Here is a 14,076-nt window from a genome sequence, read left to right on the forward strand (position 1 = left end):
TGCTTACCCTCCAATCCGCGCCAGCGCGTCGTCGATTTCCTTATAATACTGATCGAACAGGTCATAGCGATCATTCGGGATGTCGTATTTCATCTTGATCAGCTTGTCGCACAGCCCACTCTCCAAAATCGAGGAGAGCGGCACGTTCATCTGCACCAGGGCACCCGCCTTGTGGTAGAGGTGCAGGATACAGCGCATCATCAGCATCTGCTTTTTGAGCGGCACATAGGTGTCGTCCGCGTGGAAGGCGTTCTGCTGCAAAAATCCGACCCGCACCACCCGCGCGAGCTCCAAGGTCAGGCGCTGGTCGTCCGGCAGCACATCCTCGCCGATGAGTTTGACGATCTCCATCAAATGGTTTTCCTCGGTCAGGATGTTGGTGATCTCCTGCCGGTACTTTAAGAATTTCGGCCCGACGTTGTCCTTATACCACTTCTCCAGGTCCTCCACATACTCGCTGTAGCTGGTGTTCCAGTTGATGGAGGGATAATGCCGGGAGTAGGCCAGGGTCTTATCCAGCGCCCAGAAGCAGCGCACGAAGCGCTTGGTATTCTGGGTGACCGGCTCGGAAAAATCGGCCCCCTGGGGGGAGACCGCCCCGATGATCGACACCGAGCCGTAGGTACCGTTCTGGTTTTGCATATAGCCGGCCCGCTCGTAGAACTGGGAAATCCGGCTGGGCAGATAGGCCGGGAAGCCCTCCTCGGCGGGCATCTCCTCGAGCCGCCCGGAGATTTCGCGCAGCGCCTCGGCCCAGCGCGAGGTGGAGTCGGCCATGATCGCCACATGGTAGCCCATGTCGCGGTAGTATTCCGCAATGGTGACCCCGGTATAGATCGACGCCTCGCGCGCCGCGACCGGCATATTCGAGGTGTTGGCGATCAGCACGGTGCGCGCGGTCAGCGGCTGGCCGCTCTTGGGGTCGATGAGCTCCCCGAACTCCTCGAGCACCTGGGTCATCTCGTTGCCGCGCTCGCCGCAGCCGATGTAAACGATGATGTCCGCATCGCACCACTTGGCCAGCTGGTGCTGAGTCATGGTCTTGCCGGTGCCGAAGCCCCCGGGAATGGCGGCGGTGCCGCCCTTGGCGATCGGGAACATGGTGTCCACGATCCGCTGGCCGGTGATCAGCGGCACGCTGGAGGCCAGGCGCTCGAGCACCGGGCGGGCGGTGCGGATCGGCCAGCGCTGGGCGAGCTTCAGCTCCTTTTTTTCTCCCTTGCGGTCCTCATAGGTGACGAGTACGTCCTCGACGGTGTAGCTGCCGTTTGGCACGACGGAGAGCACCGTCCCGCCCTCGCCGGGCGGCACCATGGATTTATGCAGGATCAGCTCGGTCTCGGGACAGGTGGCGAAGACCATGCCGCCCTCGAGTGTGTCGCCGGGCTTCACCTGCAGGGTGACCTCCCATTTATGCGCAGGATCGAGCGAGGGCACGTCGGCCCCGGCGGCGATGAAAGCGCCGCTCTGTTCCTCGATGGCTTTCAGCGGACGCTCGATCCCGTCGAAAATCCCGGCGAGCATCCCGGGGCCCAGGGTGGCGCAGATCGGCGCGCCGGTGGTGTAGACCGGCTCGCGCGGGGAGAGCCCGGTGGTGTTCTCGTACACCTGGATGGTGGTCTTCTCCTCGTTCATCGAGATGACCTCGCCGATCAGTCGGTCCTCCCCGACATAGACCATCTCCTGCATCGAGAAATCCTTGGTGCCCCTGACCATCACGACCGGACCATTGATCGAATAAATTACATTTTCGCTCATGTCTCTTTCCTTTCCAGTCTTAAAGTTGGGTCAGGCGCAGCCCGGAATTGGAGTAGAACCACTCCTTCTGTTCCTGTAAAGTGTTGTCCAGGCTCTCGTTGATGATGAAGGATTTTCCCTCGTCCTCGATGATAAAGCCGCCGATGGTGATCTCCCCACTGGGGAGCACGCTGCACCCGGGCAGCAGCTTTTCGATCTTTTCCTTCTGCCCCAGGTCCTGCTCGCGCAGATAGACCCGCGGATGGGAGAAGCGGTACCCCTCGGTGGCGCTGCCGAGCTTCCGCTGGAGCCACTGCGGGTAGTCCGCCGAGGCGGTGAAGCTCAGCAGCCGCTCGCGCACCTCGCCGAAGACCTTGGTGACGTATTCATCCCGGCGCAGCAGCATCTGCTTTTTCAGCTCGCTGTAGCGGCGGGAATGCTTGGTGGTGTAGTCCAGCCGGATCTTGGCGGCCTGCTTCTGGACCAGGCGCTCGCAGTCGGCGCTCGCCTCCTCCTGCAGCTTCTGTTTCTGGGCCTCTTTGTATTGTGTAACCTCGCTGTCGATCTTTTCGATCTGCCCCTTGAGCTGGCGGTCGATCGACTTTTGAAATTCGAGTAGCTTTTCTTGGTTGGAAAGCAAACCAAATGCCTCCTTTTCGGGCGAGAGCGCCCCCTAGATTGTGATGCCGATTGCCTGCTTGACGTATTCGCCGATACTCTCCCCGATGTTGCCCGAGCCATGCCGGTCGGGGATCTCCACGATCAGGGGGGATTTGCGTTCCAGCTTATACTGGTACACCTGCTCCCGGCAGAGGGACAGGGTCTTTTGGGTCATCAGCACAACCCCGACCTCACGGTCCTCCATCGCCGAGTCCAGCGCCTGCCGCACCTCCTGCGGCTCATGGACGACCACCCCGCGAATCCCCGCCAGGCGCATGCCCATCTGGGTATCGATGTTGTCGCTGATCAGAAAGAATTTCATATCCGCGGCCCCATTTCAAGGTTAGATTTTGTTGAGGATCAGGATGGAGATCAGCAGGCCGTAGATGGCGACGCCTTCGCCCAGCGCCACGAAGATCAGGGACTTACCGAACGCCTTCGGGTCCTCGGAGAAGGCGCCGATGGCGGCGGGGGCGGCAGCGGCGACGGCGATGCCGGCGCCAAGCGCCGAGAGCCCGGTGGCCAAGGCAGCTGCCAAAAAGCCCATGCCCTGCGCGTTGCCGGCGGCCGCGGCCGTTTCGGCCGGGGCGGCGGCCGCCGCCATCGGCACCAGCAGCACCGCGGCGCAGACCACCGCGAAGGAGCAAAGGTTGAGGATCATCCTGCGCTTGACGGTACGGCGGGTGAGGTTGCCCTTCTTATAGATCGCAAACAGGGGGAGCACCAGGGCGGCGACGAGAACGGCCGGAAGAATAAAAGTCAACATGATGAAAAATCCTTTCTCAGATAAATTTTTTCATTTGGTTTACTGCACGGCGGCCATATCCACCGAGATCGGCTCGAACGGCTCGCCCTCCCCCGAGAAGAAGCGGGAGAACATCTCATAGAACTGGAGCCTGAGCACCTGGATCCCCACGATCAGGCCCTCCAGGCACATGACGAACAGGTTGCCGATTACGATCACCACCGGGCTCGCGCCCGCCGAGACCATCGAGGAGATGGTGAAGACCACCGCCATCATGCCGGCGTGGCTGAGGATGAACCCGCCCACACGCAAAAAGGACATGGTGTTGGCCACGAAGGAGAGCACCACCTCGAACAGCTCAAAGAAGCTCTCGGCGATGAAGGAGCCGACCCCGCTCTCGAAGCTGATTTTGCGCTCGCCGCGCGCGAGCTTGCCGAGCGGCTCCTTAAAGAAGATGAGCAGGATGGGCAGCACGATCCCCAAAGCGATCACCACCGGGTTTAAAACGCTCGTACCGGTGAGCATGCCCAGCACCCCACAAAGCACCGTGCCGTAGAACACCAGGCCCGCCAAACCGTTCTGCGAAAAAATGGCCCGGTCCATGTCGTGCTGCTTGAAGCCCAAAACGATGTTGATCAGAATCGACACCATGATGATCAGCGCGCCGATCCCGACCGCGCCGATCAGGAGCATGTTGATCGTCCCGGCGTCCATCACCTCGATCGGCTTCCCGCTAAAGCCCAGGGCGTGGTAGAGCGGGTCGAGCGCATGCTCGAAGCCGAACACCGAGCCGTAGAGCAGCCCGAAGAAGGCGGAGGAGAACCCGATCCTTGTGACGATCGGCCCGAGCTCCATCTTTTTAAACCGCCACATCAGCGCACCCGCCAGCGAGAGCAGCAGCCCCTGCCCGAGGTCGCCGAACATCACGCCGAAGAGCAGGGTGTAAACGATCGCCACATAGGGGGTGGGGTCGATGTCCTTGTGAGAGGGGATGCCGTACATCTTGACGAACATCTCGAACGGGCGCACGAACCAGTTGTTTTTCAGCTTGGTCGGCGCCTGGAAGCGCTTGTCGTTGTCCTCGGGCATGAGGTCGACCGTCAGCCCGTCGATGGCGCGCAGCGTCTCGGAAAAGCGCTTCTCGTTGCCCTTCGGGATGAAGCCGACCATGTAGAACATCCCATTGGCCACGCCCACGTACTTGCGCAGGTCGAAGGTGCTGCACAAAAAGCGCACCTGGCGGTAGTAGTCCAGAAACCGCGCCTTGTTCTCCGAGACCAGCGTCTCGATCTGCTTTTGCACCGTGTCAAACTTCTGCGTCTCGTCCTTATACTGGGTCTCCAGCAGGTCGATGGCGAGCTGCGGAGTGCCGTGGACATAGTCGGGGATGCGCACCCGCTCGAAGAACAGGGCGGAGAAGATGTCGTCCACCTCCTGGGCGTATTCGTTGGTGGTGAAGTACACCCCCCACAGATAGCTCTCGTCCTTGTCGAAGGGGAAGAAGAAAAACATCTTGTGGTTGTAATAGGAGAGCTTGCGGTTGCTGTCCAGCGGCAGCCGCCCGAAGCGCACCTTGATATACTGGTTGGAAAAGATCTTGTCGAAGCTGACCTCCATCCCCTCCAGGTGGCGCAGGTGGATCAGCGCGTTGCGGTGCTGCTCGATGTTCTTTTGCAGCTCGCCGCGCTGGGCCTGCAGGGTGAGAAAGCGCTCGGAGAACTCGCTGACGAAGGCCTTGACCTCCTGCCGGTCCACCACCAGGTTTTCAATATCCCCGTATTTGAGCTCGATCCCGGCGTCCCCCGCCAGGGTCACCATGCGCGAGAGCAGCTTCTGATACGGGTTTTTATACTCCAGCTCCTCGAACTTGCTGCCTGCAAGGGACGCCGGGGTGATGTTCTTTGGATGAAAACACCCGAGGTCGGAGCATTTGAGGATCGTGTCGTCAAGTTTATTTAAAGGTCCCTTGATGTTGACCAGATCCATCTTTTCAATCGCCATGATTTTTCTTTGACACCTCCATAACAAAAATGGGGATTGCCGCTAGGAAACCTCGCGCCGCCACGGCCAATGCCCGGCGGGCTTCACGCTCCCTGTGGGCTTCCCCATCTGGAGCTTCACATCCTCAATAAGGCCGGCCGCCTTCTCCATTTTTTTAATCTCGTCCTTTTGCACGAAGCCGGTCACATAAAAGCGCCCGGAATAGACGGCGAGCATTCCCCGCATGTCGTACGAGCGGGCGAGGAATTTCGTCTCGCTGTAGAGCCTTATGAGCTTGGCGCGGTTCTCCTCCACCAGCCGGCGGAAGCTCTCGCTGAGCTTGTCGTACTCCCCGCTCTCATGCTGCAGCCGCGCCTTGGCGCCCTCGAGCTCCTCCCTAGGCGTGCCGCGGATGTCCTGCGGGACCCAGACCCGCTCGAAGAAGAGGGCGGCGAAGATGTTGTCGGTCTCGCTCTCATACTCCTCGGTGGTGAAGTAGGCCCCCCAGATGTAGCTCTCCCCACGCAGAAAGGGGAAGAACAGAAAGACGTGGTCCTGGTAATAGCAGAGCTTCTCCTCGCTGTCGACGGGCAGCTTGCCGAAGCGCACCTTGAGGAAGCGGGTGGAAAAGATATTTTCAAAGCGCAGCCCCATCCCCTGCAAATGCCGCAGCTGGGTCACCACGTCCCGGCACCGGGCGACGCTCTCCTCCAGGGCTTGCAGCCTGGACTGCATATCGCAGAACCCGTCGTAAAACTCGTCGGTAAAACGCCTGATTTCCTCCTCGCTCGCGGTCAGCGCGCGCACGTTCTGCCGCTCGAGCGCGATCCCGGAGTTGGCGGCCACCTTTTCGATCTTTGCCAGCAGCCCGGAGTAGGGATTTTTTTCGTCCTGCTTCTTCCCCTCGCGCTCCCCGGGGGAGTGGAGGTATTCGGAGCATTGGAGGGTGAACTCGTCGAGCGCCTCGGCCGGGCCCTCCAGGTTGACCAGGATCATTTTATCGCTTCCCAATCATCAGACACCTCCCCGGATCAGCAGCGCGCGCATCTGCGAAATATCCTGCTTGTAGCGCACGCCTTCGATGATATTGATCAGATTTTCGATCTCGATCTCCTGCAGCACCATGAACGCCACGAAGGCGGTGGTGGTGTTCTGGGAGAAGGTGAGGTACTTTTTGGCGAGGTTGTAGCGTATGCTCCCCGCGCTGTATTCGATATAGACGAAATTGTCCTTGTCAAAATACCGGCTGTAGGCCGAATGCGCGAGGATGTCGAGCACCTCGGCGGCATCCTGCGCATTCACGATCTGCTCCATCAGCCGCCCGGGCAGCCGGCCCTTATAGCGCAGCACCATCTCATGCAGCTGCAGCGGGGAATCGGCGAAGGAACGCTTGAGGCGAAAGAGCGAGGTCACCGAGATCAGCTCCGCCTTGGTGCAGAACATCTCGCGCAGCTCCTCGGCCGTCTTGCCGCGAAACTGCTGATCGATCATGGCGAGCACCGTCTTGTAGTAGTGGTCGTAGAGCGCGTGCTCCACCAGCGGCAGAGAGGCCGGCCCGCCGTCGCCGCTTTGCAGCTCAGAAAGCACCTTGTAATAGGGCGTGCGCCGCAGCACCTCGAGCACCTCGGCAAAGCTCTTGCAGGCGGCGAGCGAGAGCACGTCGAAACTCACACTCCCCAACAGGTACCCCGGCACGGCCGAGACGAACTCGTTCGGGTCGTCGTTGCCGATCAGGCGCACGGCGTTGATGATCATCCCGATCTCCTGCTTGATCAGGTAATAGCGGTAAAACCGGTTGCCCTTCCCCGCGTAGTGCACCAGCCGGGAATACTGCTCGAAGACCGCGCGCCCGAGCAGCTCCTCGAGCGCGCCGCGGTGGATCTGCGTCTCCTGCACGTCGCGCAGCACCTCGCCGTACCAGGTCTGGCTCTTGAGATAGGCGGCACAGGCCGGCACGCTGCTCTTGTGCATGAGCTGCTCAAAGTCCTCTTCCCTCAGCCGGTGCCCGTACATCGCCTTGATCTTGGTGAAAATCGCCTTTGAGGACATGGAATCCAGCATGTTTGGGACCCCCTTTTCGTTTGGATTTCGCTTACCAAAGGGGCGCTATCGAAGGCAGCGCTGCACGATGGTGTCCACCCATTCCCCGCGGCTTTTCTCATAGCTTTGCGAGAGCGAGCCGAGAGCGGCCTCGTAGGAAGCGCGCAGCTTTTCCATCTGCGCATCGTACTCCGATTGATAATCCTGCCGGATTTTTTCGATCCTGGCGTTCGCCTCGTCGGCGTACCGCTTCTGGATGTCCTCCCGCAACACGGCCACCTCGTCGGCCATCTTCTGGCGGCGCTGCTGGTTTTCATGCAGCTTCTCCTGGGCGGCAACGTCCATCGCGAGCAAGGCGTTGATCGTCTGTTCCATCTCCTGGGCATGTTCCATCATGTCCCGTTCCATCGGCGCATCTGCCTCCTTTGCACAGATCGGCCCGCCTTCCGGCAGGCCTCCCGTCAAAAAATCGTAACTTCATTTATTCTATACCTATTTAATTATAAGTTCAATATGTTCGCTTTTGATTTTTTGACATTTTAATATTTCCCATCCCCCGCAGACGCTCCACCTGCCATCATATGCCTGGAATTCCAAAAATAGCTCTTCGAGCTATTTTTAGATTCTGATGGCCGGCCCATGGCCATGGCCATTTTTCTTGCCTTGCTTCGCCTGTCAAGAAAAAAACAGGAAACTATTTGTAAAAACAAATTGAATTTTACAGAAAATGTGCTATCATAGATGCTATAAAGGTCCCGCATGGCTTCGCGGACCGATACCGAAACAATTCCCGAGAAAGGAATGAACAATCAGCATGGGCTTCAAAAACGATCTGACCCGGGCGTTCCGCGACCTTTCGGCCGGCACACCGCAGGAGGAGACGCAGCGGCCGGCGCCGGCGCAGCCGGTCAGCTATCCCGACTACGAGGTGAAAATTCCTACAAATCAAACGGATACGGGTGATTATCATATGAACAGCAATCCCACTCCCCTGGCCCCCGACGCGGGCATGGATTTCATGAATACCGATTCCTCCCAGTACAACGCCGAGCCGACCGTCGTTTCGGCCAACACCGTGATCAAGGGCGACATCACCACCTCCGACCCGCTCACCGTCTACGGCGAGGTGGAGGGGATGGTGCAGTGCGACAATTACCTTTCCGTCTCCGGCAAGATCAAGGGGAACACCAAGGGCGACAAGATCGTCATCAACAAGGCGACCATCGAGGGGGACGTCTCCTGTAACAACGACTTCTTCGTGGGAGAGGGCACCGAGATCGTGGGCAACGTCACCGCCATGAGCGCCAACATCCACGGCAGCGTCAGCGGCAACATCACCGTGCAGGACGAGGTCGTGATCGGTCCGACCGCCGTGGTCACCGGCGACATCGCCACCGGCTCGATCGAGATCAAGAAGGGCGCGTTCATCAAGGGCTCGATCTACATGGAAAGCACCACGCCCTCCTATCCCGCCGCACCACCCGCCGCCCCGGCCGCTCCCGCTCCCGCCGGCGCCGGGATCGAAAACAACTGATCCGTACATACAGGCAGAGCCCTCCGCCAACCGGCGGAGGGCTCTTTTTCTTATTCTCCAACGGGCGGGATCATGCTCCCCCGTGCTCCATGAGCTCCTCCAGGGGATAGAACACCCGTCCCGCCGGAAGGGTATAATCCAGCAGCACGCTCTCCCCTTGCCGCTCCAGGCGCAGCGTCACGTCCCGCCGCGCGTGCAGCGCGCGCAGGACCGGGAAGGGCAGGCGCTCATAGCGCTCCGCCGAGGCCGTCACCCTGCCTCCCTCCCCGGCGGCTTCGATCTCCCCGGCCACTTTCAGCCAGAAGTCCCACTCCTCGTCCGAAAAGCCGTTCGGGTCCTCGTAGGGCTCGTCCCGCGACGAGCGCGAGCGGCGGGCGCTCTCCCCCACCGTCGGCGGGCCGGGCGGATCGGGCGGGCCGGGTTGGTCGGGATCCTTGGTCCCCACGAAGTCGAAGGTCCGGTCCCCGCTCCAAGCCGCCAGCTCGTAATAAGCGGGCGCGAAGGTGTAGCCCGACAGGCCGACCGTCACCCTGCCCGACAGTTGCTCCCAGGTGTCCAGCGTGTAGCTCCCGTCCGCTCCCGCGCGGGCCGCGCCCCCCGGGGCGCTGACCTGCGCGCCGGGCAGGGGGCTCCCCTTTGCGTCCTTGACGCTCCCGCGCAGGGTGCGCTCGGTTCCCTCCAGCCGCAGCACCGGGTTGGGCTCATAGGTCTGCCACTTGACCGAGACGTCGGCGTACCCGTCCAGGTGCGCCGTGAGCGTGCAGTCCGTAGACCCCCGGAACCGGAACTTCCCGTTTCGGTCAGTGAGGTTCCCCTCTGGGAAGGTCACCGAGCTGCGGGGCGACCCGACCTCGGCCCCGGCCGCCGGGGACCCGTCCGGCAGCAGCACCGTCCCCCGGGCCATAAAATGGCTTTTGTTTTCTCCGCTCCCGTATCCGTATACGTCGCGCAGCGCGACCGTCGCCGGGAGCGGGGAGGGGAGACTTAAAGTCATATTACCGATGTCACCATCCCGATATTGTATATTGAGCGCCTGTTGTCCCTCTCTTTCGTCCGGCACGGTGCAGGTCCCGGCGGCGTCCGTCGTATAGGTCTGCTTACCTGCGGGCTCATAGCTGACCTTAAAGCTCAGCCCCGCCCAGGGGGTCTCCCCGTCCGGCTGGTAGGCGACCACCTCGAACGCCGCCGCCGAAAGGCCCAGCGCCAGCGTCAGGCAGATCCCGCAGGCCAACATAAACAGCTTCTTCATCCCGTCCCTCTCTTTCTGCGCGCAAAGCATACCTAAACGAACGGGACGGACGCGCGGATACCGCGCGCAAAAGTTTGGGGAAAGGGACGAAAAAAAGCGCGAAGCGCCCCTTGCTTTTGTGCAAAAGGCGCTTCCAATACCCACGACAGGCGCGTTGCTTTTTGTATTATTATAGCAAATGCCCCTGCTGCGGACAAGCCAGCCGCGAAAAAAAGGTTTTGGGCCGGCGGCCCAAAACCTTTTCGCTTATTTCTTTTCATCCTCCCGCGGCGCGTCCGGGTGCTTCTTGCCGTTGTAGCAGAAGAGCTGGCAGCGGATCATCCCGTTGTAGAGCTTGCGCCGCCGGTCGGCCGGCTTGCCGTAGAGCTGCTCGAACTCCTCGCTGGGCGAGATGACGTATTTACGGGTGTCCAGGCGGCCGAACACCTTGCCCATCTGGCGGTAGAGCTCGTGCGCCTGCTTGCGGTCGAGCAGCCGCTCGCCGTATGGAGGGTTGCAGATGATCAGCGCGCGCTCCCGCTCGAAGTGGAGCTGTTCGATCGGCTGGCAGGCGGCCTTGACCCGGCTCTCCACCCCCGCCTTCCTGGCGTTCGAGAGCGTCAGCTCGATTGCTGTGGGGTCGATGTCGTAGCCCTGCGCCTCGAAGGGCGCGTCCCGCCGGATCATATCGAAGGCGCGCTGGCGCTCGTCGTTGAAGATCTTGCGGTCGATGGCGTTCCAGCTCTCGCAGGAAAACCGCCGGCGCAATCCGGGGGCGATACGCAGCGCGTGCATGGCCCCCTCGATCAAAAAGGTGCCCGACCCGCAGAACGGGTCGCACAGAAAGCTGTCGTCGTAGACCTTGGCGATGTCGATGATCCCCGCCGCGAGGGTTTCGCGGATGGGGGCGACGTTCGCGTTCTGGCGGTAGCCGCGCTTATGCAGCGACTCGCCCGAGGTGTCCAGCATGATGGCCACGCTGTCCTTGCGGATCGAAAAGCGGATCTGGTAGAGCGCGCCGCTCTCCTCGAACCAGTTGATGCCGTACTTTGCGCCCAGGCGCTTGACGATCGCCTTCTTGATGATCGACTGGCAGTCCGGCACGCTGTGCAGCTTGCTTTGCAGGCTGTGCCCCTTGACGGGGAAGCAATCCTTCGGGCCGATAAACTGCTCAAACGGCAGCGCATAGGTGAAATCGAACAGCTCGGTAAAGGACTGGGCGCGAAACTCCCCCATGCAGATCAGCACCCGCTCGGCGGTGCGCAGGTTGATGTTGGCGCGCGCAACCAGCTGCACGTCGCCCGCGAAGGACACCCGCCCGTCGCTCACCGTGATCTCCTCGCCGCCCAGGCGCACGACCTCCTGCTTGAGCACGCTTTCCAGCCCGAATAGGCATGGACACACAATTTTGTACTTCATCTTTTCCCCTGTTCTTCACACACATCCGTTGCCGGCAAAATAGTTCCGGTTAATATTATAACACATTTTCGTGAAAAGCACAAATACCGCTATTTCGCGGCCGCCTCACGCTCGGCCTCGGCGAAAATGGGATCGAAAAAGCTCTGGGTGGTGACCCCGTACGGGCGGTTATAGCGCCCGAGCTCGCGCAGGCTCTCGGGCTCGCCGCGGGTGACGGTGTTGACCCGCTCGGCCACCCCCATGGTCATCGTGAAGCCCAGCTCGTCGAGCACCGCCCTGGCGTCCTCATCCAGGAAGCCGAAGGGATAGGCAAAGACGGTGGGCGTCTTGCCGGTGGCCATCTCGAGCAGCTGCTGGTTGGTCCCGATATCCTCCCGCAGCGCCTTCTGATAGTCCGCCTTGCTCTCCCCCGCCTTACGGCGCACGCCCGCGCGGGGGCTGGATTCCTCGTGCATGTCGTAGGTGTGGTTGGCGATCTCGAACACCCCGCTCTCGAACATCTGGCGCAGCTCATCCCAGGTGGCGTGGGCGTAGTTCACGTTGTCGTCGTCGATCTCGGAATAGTATTCGCTGTGGATCCCGATCACCGCGAGGATTCCCTTCATCCCGTACTTCTTGAGCGCCGGGTAGGCGTAGACAAAGCTGCTCTTATACCCGTCGTCGAAGGTGATGAGGATCGGGCGCTCGGGCAGCTCGCCCTCCCCGGCGACATAGGCTTGCAGCTCGGCCGCCGAGACGGGCGTATAGCCGCGCTCCTGGATGTAGCGCAAATCCTCGTCGAGCTGCTTGGGCGAGATGACATAGTCCCCCAGCATATCGGATTGGTTTAACACATGGTGGTACATCACTGCGGGCAGCCGCACACTTTCGGGCTTTGCGGCCACCATCTTAATCCCGCCCGGTACCGCCAGGAAGAGTATGAGCGCGGCGAGCAGCGAGCAGCCGCCAATCAGCAGCCATTTTGGTATGCGTAACATGGAATCCCCCGCTTTCAATAACCATTGCTACAGTTTATGCCCATTTTCCCGCAAACATGCTTCCCGGCGGGGCGGGCCCGGCGTTTGACAGAAGAGGGGGCGGGGAGTAAAATAAACAGCATGATTCGATCCCATTTTGTGTCTGCCGGGCGGCCCGGCAAGAAATGGAGGCTGGCATGAGGAACCTTGAGATCTTCGACTCCACCCTGCGCGACGGGGCGCAGGCGCGCAACATCTCGTTCACGGTGGAGGATAAGCTCAATATCGTGCGCGCGCTCGACGCGCTGGGGGTGCGCTACATCGAGGCGGGCAACCCCACCTCCAACCCCAAGGACCTGGAATTTTTCACGCGCGCCGCGCTTCTGCACCTGCAAAACGCCGAGCTGGTGGCCTTCGGCTCGACGCGGCACCGGGAGCGCACGCCGCAGGACGACCCGCTGCTGCAGCGGCTCCTGGGCGCCGGGACCGGCACGGTGGCCATCTTCGGCAAGAGCTCCGAGCTGCATGCGCGCGAGGTGCTGGGCGTCAGCCTGGAGGAAAACCTGCACATGATCGAGGAGACGGTGCGCTACTGCGTGCAGAACGGCAAGCAGGTCATCTTTGACGGCGAGCACTTCTTCGACGGCTACAAGCAAAACCCCGACTACGCCATGCGCACCCTGCAAGCGGCGGCTTCGGCCGGGGCCATGCGGCTGGTGCTCTGCGACACCAACGGCGGCTGCTTCCCGGACGAGATCGCCGAGATCACCGGCAAGGCGGTTGCCCGCTTTGGCGGGATGGTGGGGATCCACTGCCACGACGACACGGGCTGCGCCGTGGCCGGCAGCCTGATGGCGGTCGGGGCGGGCGCTGTGCAGGTGCAGGGCACCTTCATCGGCTTCGGCGAGCGCTGCGGCAACGCCAACCTTTCCGCCGTCATCCCCAGCCTGCAATTAAAGCGGGGGTACGCCTGCATCCCCGAGGGGCAGCTCTGCGAGCTGACCGCCACCGCCCGCTATGTCGCCGAGGTGGCCAACATCGTCCTGCCCGCCCAGCTGCCCTATGTCGGGGCCAGCGCCTTCGCCCACAAGGGCGGCATGCACATCGACGGGGTGACAAAACTTCGCTCTTCGTTCGAGCATGTCGACCCCGCGTCGGTGGGCAATGAGCGGGACCTGCTGCTCTCCGAAATGTCGGGGCGCACCTCGCTGCTGCATAAGATCCGCGCCTTCGCGCCCGGGCTGCGCAAGGACAGCGCGCAGGTCGCGCAGCTGATGGACATCCTCAAGAGGCTGGAGTTCGAGGGGTACCAGTTCGAGTCGGCCTCCGCCAGCTTCGAGCTGGTGGTGCTGCGGCACCTGGAGCTCTTTTCGTCCCCCTACAGGGTCGAGCTTTTCAGGATCGTGGGCGAACAGGCCGATAAGCAGGAAAGCAAGCTCTCCTCGGCCATCGTCAAGGTGCAAGTCGGCGAGCGCAGCGAAATCACCGCCGCCGAGGGCCAGGGCCCGGTCAACGCCCTGGATAAGGCGCTGCGTAAGGCGCTCGAGGTCTTTTACCCCGAAATCCGGGACATCCGGCTGGTGGACTACAAGGTGCGGGTGATGGAGCCGCAGCGCGCCACCGCCGCCAAGGTGCGGGTCTTCATCGAGACCACCGACGGGGCCGCCTCCTGGACCACGGTGGGGGTCTCGACCGACATCATCAACGCCAGCTTCAAGGCGCTGACCGATTCGATGGACTACAAGCTCTACCGCTCCGCGAAGGGGCTGTAGCAGAC

At 61.5% G+C, this 14,076-nt stretch carries 13 protein-coding genes; 2 read left to right on the top strand and 11 right to left on the bottom strand.

From position 1 onward, the window contains the following. Positions 1–3: 3 nt before the first annotated feature. Genes EDD78_RS09435 through EDD78_RS09470 form a run of 8 tightly spaced genes read right to left on the bottom strand, consistent with a single transcriptional unit; the run spans position 4 to position 7,570 of the window. Positions 4–1,758 (bottom strand): V-type ATP synthase subunit A, encoded by a 1,755-nt coding sequence (locus tag EDD78_RS09435; protein ID WP_132084777.1) that lies wholly within the window; start codon positions 1,756–1,758, stop codon positions 4–6. A 19-nt stretch (positions 1,759–1,777) separates the two neighbouring features. Continuing rightward, complete coding sequence (locus EDD78_RS09440) at positions 1,778–2,377, bottom strand: V-type ATP synthase subunit E (RefSeq protein ID WP_079699750.1); 600 nt, start codon at positions 2,375–2,377, stop codon at positions 1,778–1,780. Positions 2,378–2,410: 33 nt separating this feature from the next. Then, complete coding sequence (locus EDD78_RS09445) at positions 2,411–2,719, bottom strand: V-type ATP synthase subunit F (protein WP_079699751.1); 309 nt, start codon at positions 2,717–2,719, stop codon at positions 2,411–2,413. A gap of 21 nt (positions 2,720–2,740) precedes the next feature. After that, entirely contained in the window at positions 2,741–3,163 is a 423-nt protein-coding gene (locus EDD78_RS09450; RefSeq protein WP_079699752.1) for an ATP synthase subunit C, read from the bottom strand. A gap of 39 nt (positions 3,164–3,202) precedes the next feature. Then, positions 3,203–5,143 carry a V-type ATP synthase subunit I gene (locus tag EDD78_RS09455; protein WP_079699753.1) on the bottom strand — a complete coding sequence of 647 codons (1,941 nt, stop codon included), beginning with the start codon at positions 5,141–5,143 and terminating at the stop codon, positions 3,203–3,205. A gap of 42 nt (positions 5,144–5,185) precedes the next feature. Beyond that, positions 5,186–6,133, bottom strand: coding sequence for a V-type ATP synthase subunit I domain-containing protein (locus EDD78_RS09460; protein ID WP_079699754.1), 948 nt, complete (start codon positions 6,131–6,133; stop codon positions 5,186–5,188). A 3-nt stretch (positions 6,134–6,136) separates the two neighbouring features. Next, positions 6,137–7,183: a V0D/AC39 family V-type ATPase subunit gene (locus tag EDD78_RS09465; protein WP_132084778.1), complete on the bottom strand. Its 1,047-nt coding sequence runs from the start codon at positions 7,181–7,183 to the stop codon at positions 6,137–6,139. A gap of 45 nt (positions 7,184–7,228) precedes the next feature. Further along, positions 7,229–7,570, bottom strand: a complete 342-nt coding sequence (locus EDD78_RS09470; RefSeq protein WP_079699756.1) for a hypothetical protein — start codon at positions 7,568–7,570, stop codon at positions 7,229–7,231. Positions 7,571–7,976: 406 nt separating this feature from the next. On the opposite strand from EDD78_RS09470, the gene EDD78_RS09475 reads away from it, so the two are divergent. Further along, positions 7,977–8,696 carry a bactofilin family protein gene (locus tag EDD78_RS09475; RefSeq protein WP_079699757.1) on the top strand — a complete coding sequence of 240 codons (720 nt, stop codon included), beginning with the start codon at positions 7,977–7,979 and terminating at the stop codon, positions 8,694–8,696. A 70-nt stretch (positions 8,697–8,766) separates the two neighbouring features. Here the strand turns inward: EDD78_RS09475 and EDD78_RS09480 are convergent, their stop codons facing one another. From EDD78_RS09480 to EDD78_RS09490, 3 genes are all read right to left on the bottom strand, one after another. Next, the gene (locus EDD78_RS09480; RefSeq protein WP_132084779.1) at positions 8,767–9,945 is read right to left on the bottom strand and encodes a carboxypeptidase-like regulatory domain-containing protein; all 1,179 of its coding nucleotides are present in this window, start codon (positions 9,943–9,945) and stop codon (positions 8,767–8,769) included. Between the two features lie 246 nt (positions 9,946–10,191). Further along, positions 10,192–11,343, bottom strand: a complete 1,152-nt coding sequence (locus EDD78_RS09485) for a THUMP domain-containing class I SAM-dependent RNA methyltransferase (RefSeq protein ID WP_079699759.1) — start codon at positions 11,341–11,343, stop codon at positions 10,192–10,194. An 89-nt stretch (positions 11,344–11,432) separates the two neighbouring features. After that, the gene (locus EDD78_RS09490; protein WP_132084780.1) at positions 11,433–12,320 is read right to left on the bottom strand and encodes a polysaccharide deacetylase family protein; all 888 of its coding nucleotides are present in this window, start codon (positions 12,318–12,320) and stop codon (positions 11,433–11,435) included. Between the two features lie 176 nt (positions 12,321–12,496). Between EDD78_RS09490 and cimA the strand changes: the two genes are divergently transcribed. Beyond that, entirely contained in the window at positions 12,497–14,071 is a 1,575-nt protein-coding gene (gene cimA / locus EDD78_RS09495; RefSeq protein WP_132084781.1) for a citramalate synthase, read from the top strand. Positions 14,072–14,076 lie beyond the last annotated feature (5 nt).

This window comes from Harryflintia acetispora (assembly GCA_004340125.1).
In the GTDB taxonomy this organism is placed as follows: Bacteria; Bacillota; Clostridia; order Oscillospirales; family Ruminococcaceae; genus Harryflintia; species Harryflintia acetispora.

Excerpts from the sequence above, each read along its gene's own strand:
- EDD78_RS09480 (WP_132084779.1), bottom strand. The coding sequence starts at position 9,945 with ATGAAGAAGCTGTTTATGTTGGCCTGCGGGATCTGCCTGACGCTGGCG.
- EDD78_RS09470 (WP_079699756.1), bottom strand. The coding sequence starts at position 7,570 with ATGGAACGGGACATGATGGAACATGCCCAGGAGATGGAACAGACGATC.
- EDD78_RS09450 (WP_079699752.1), bottom strand. The coding sequence starts at position 3,163 with ATGTTGACTTTTATTCTTCCGGCCGTTCTCGTCGCCGCCCTGGTGCTC.
- EDD78_RS09490 (WP_132084780.1), bottom strand. The coding sequence starts at position 12,320 with ATGTTACGCATACCAAAATGGCTGCTGATTGGCGGCTGCTCGCTGCTC.
- EDD78_RS09465 (WP_132084778.1), bottom strand. The coding sequence starts at position 7,183 with ATGCTGGATTCCATGTCCTCAAAGGCGATTTTCACCAAGATCAAGGCG.
- EDD78_RS09485 (WP_079699759.1), bottom strand. The coding sequence starts at position 11,343 with ATGAAGTACAAAATTGTGTGTCCATGCCTATTCGGGCTGGAAAGCGTG.
- EDD78_RS09435 (WP_132084777.1), bottom strand. The coding sequence starts at position 1,758 with ATGAGCGAAAATGTAATTTATTCGATCAATGGTCCGGTCGTGATGGTC.
- EDD78_RS09475 (WP_079699757.1), top strand. The coding sequence starts at position 7,977 with ATGGGCTTCAAAAACGATCTGACCCGGGCGTTCCGCGACCTTTCGGCC.
- EDD78_RS09455 (WP_079699753.1), bottom strand. The coding sequence starts at position 5,143 with ATGGCGATTGAAAAGATGGATCTGGTCAACATCAAGGGACCTTTAAAT.
- EDD78_RS09445 (WP_079699751.1), bottom strand. The coding sequence starts at position 2,719 with ATGAAATTCTTTCTGATCAGCGACAACATCGATACCCAGATGGGCATG.
- cimA (WP_132084781.1), top strand. The coding sequence starts at position 12,497 with ATGAGGAACCTTGAGATCTTCGACTCCACCCTGCGCGACGGGGCGCAG.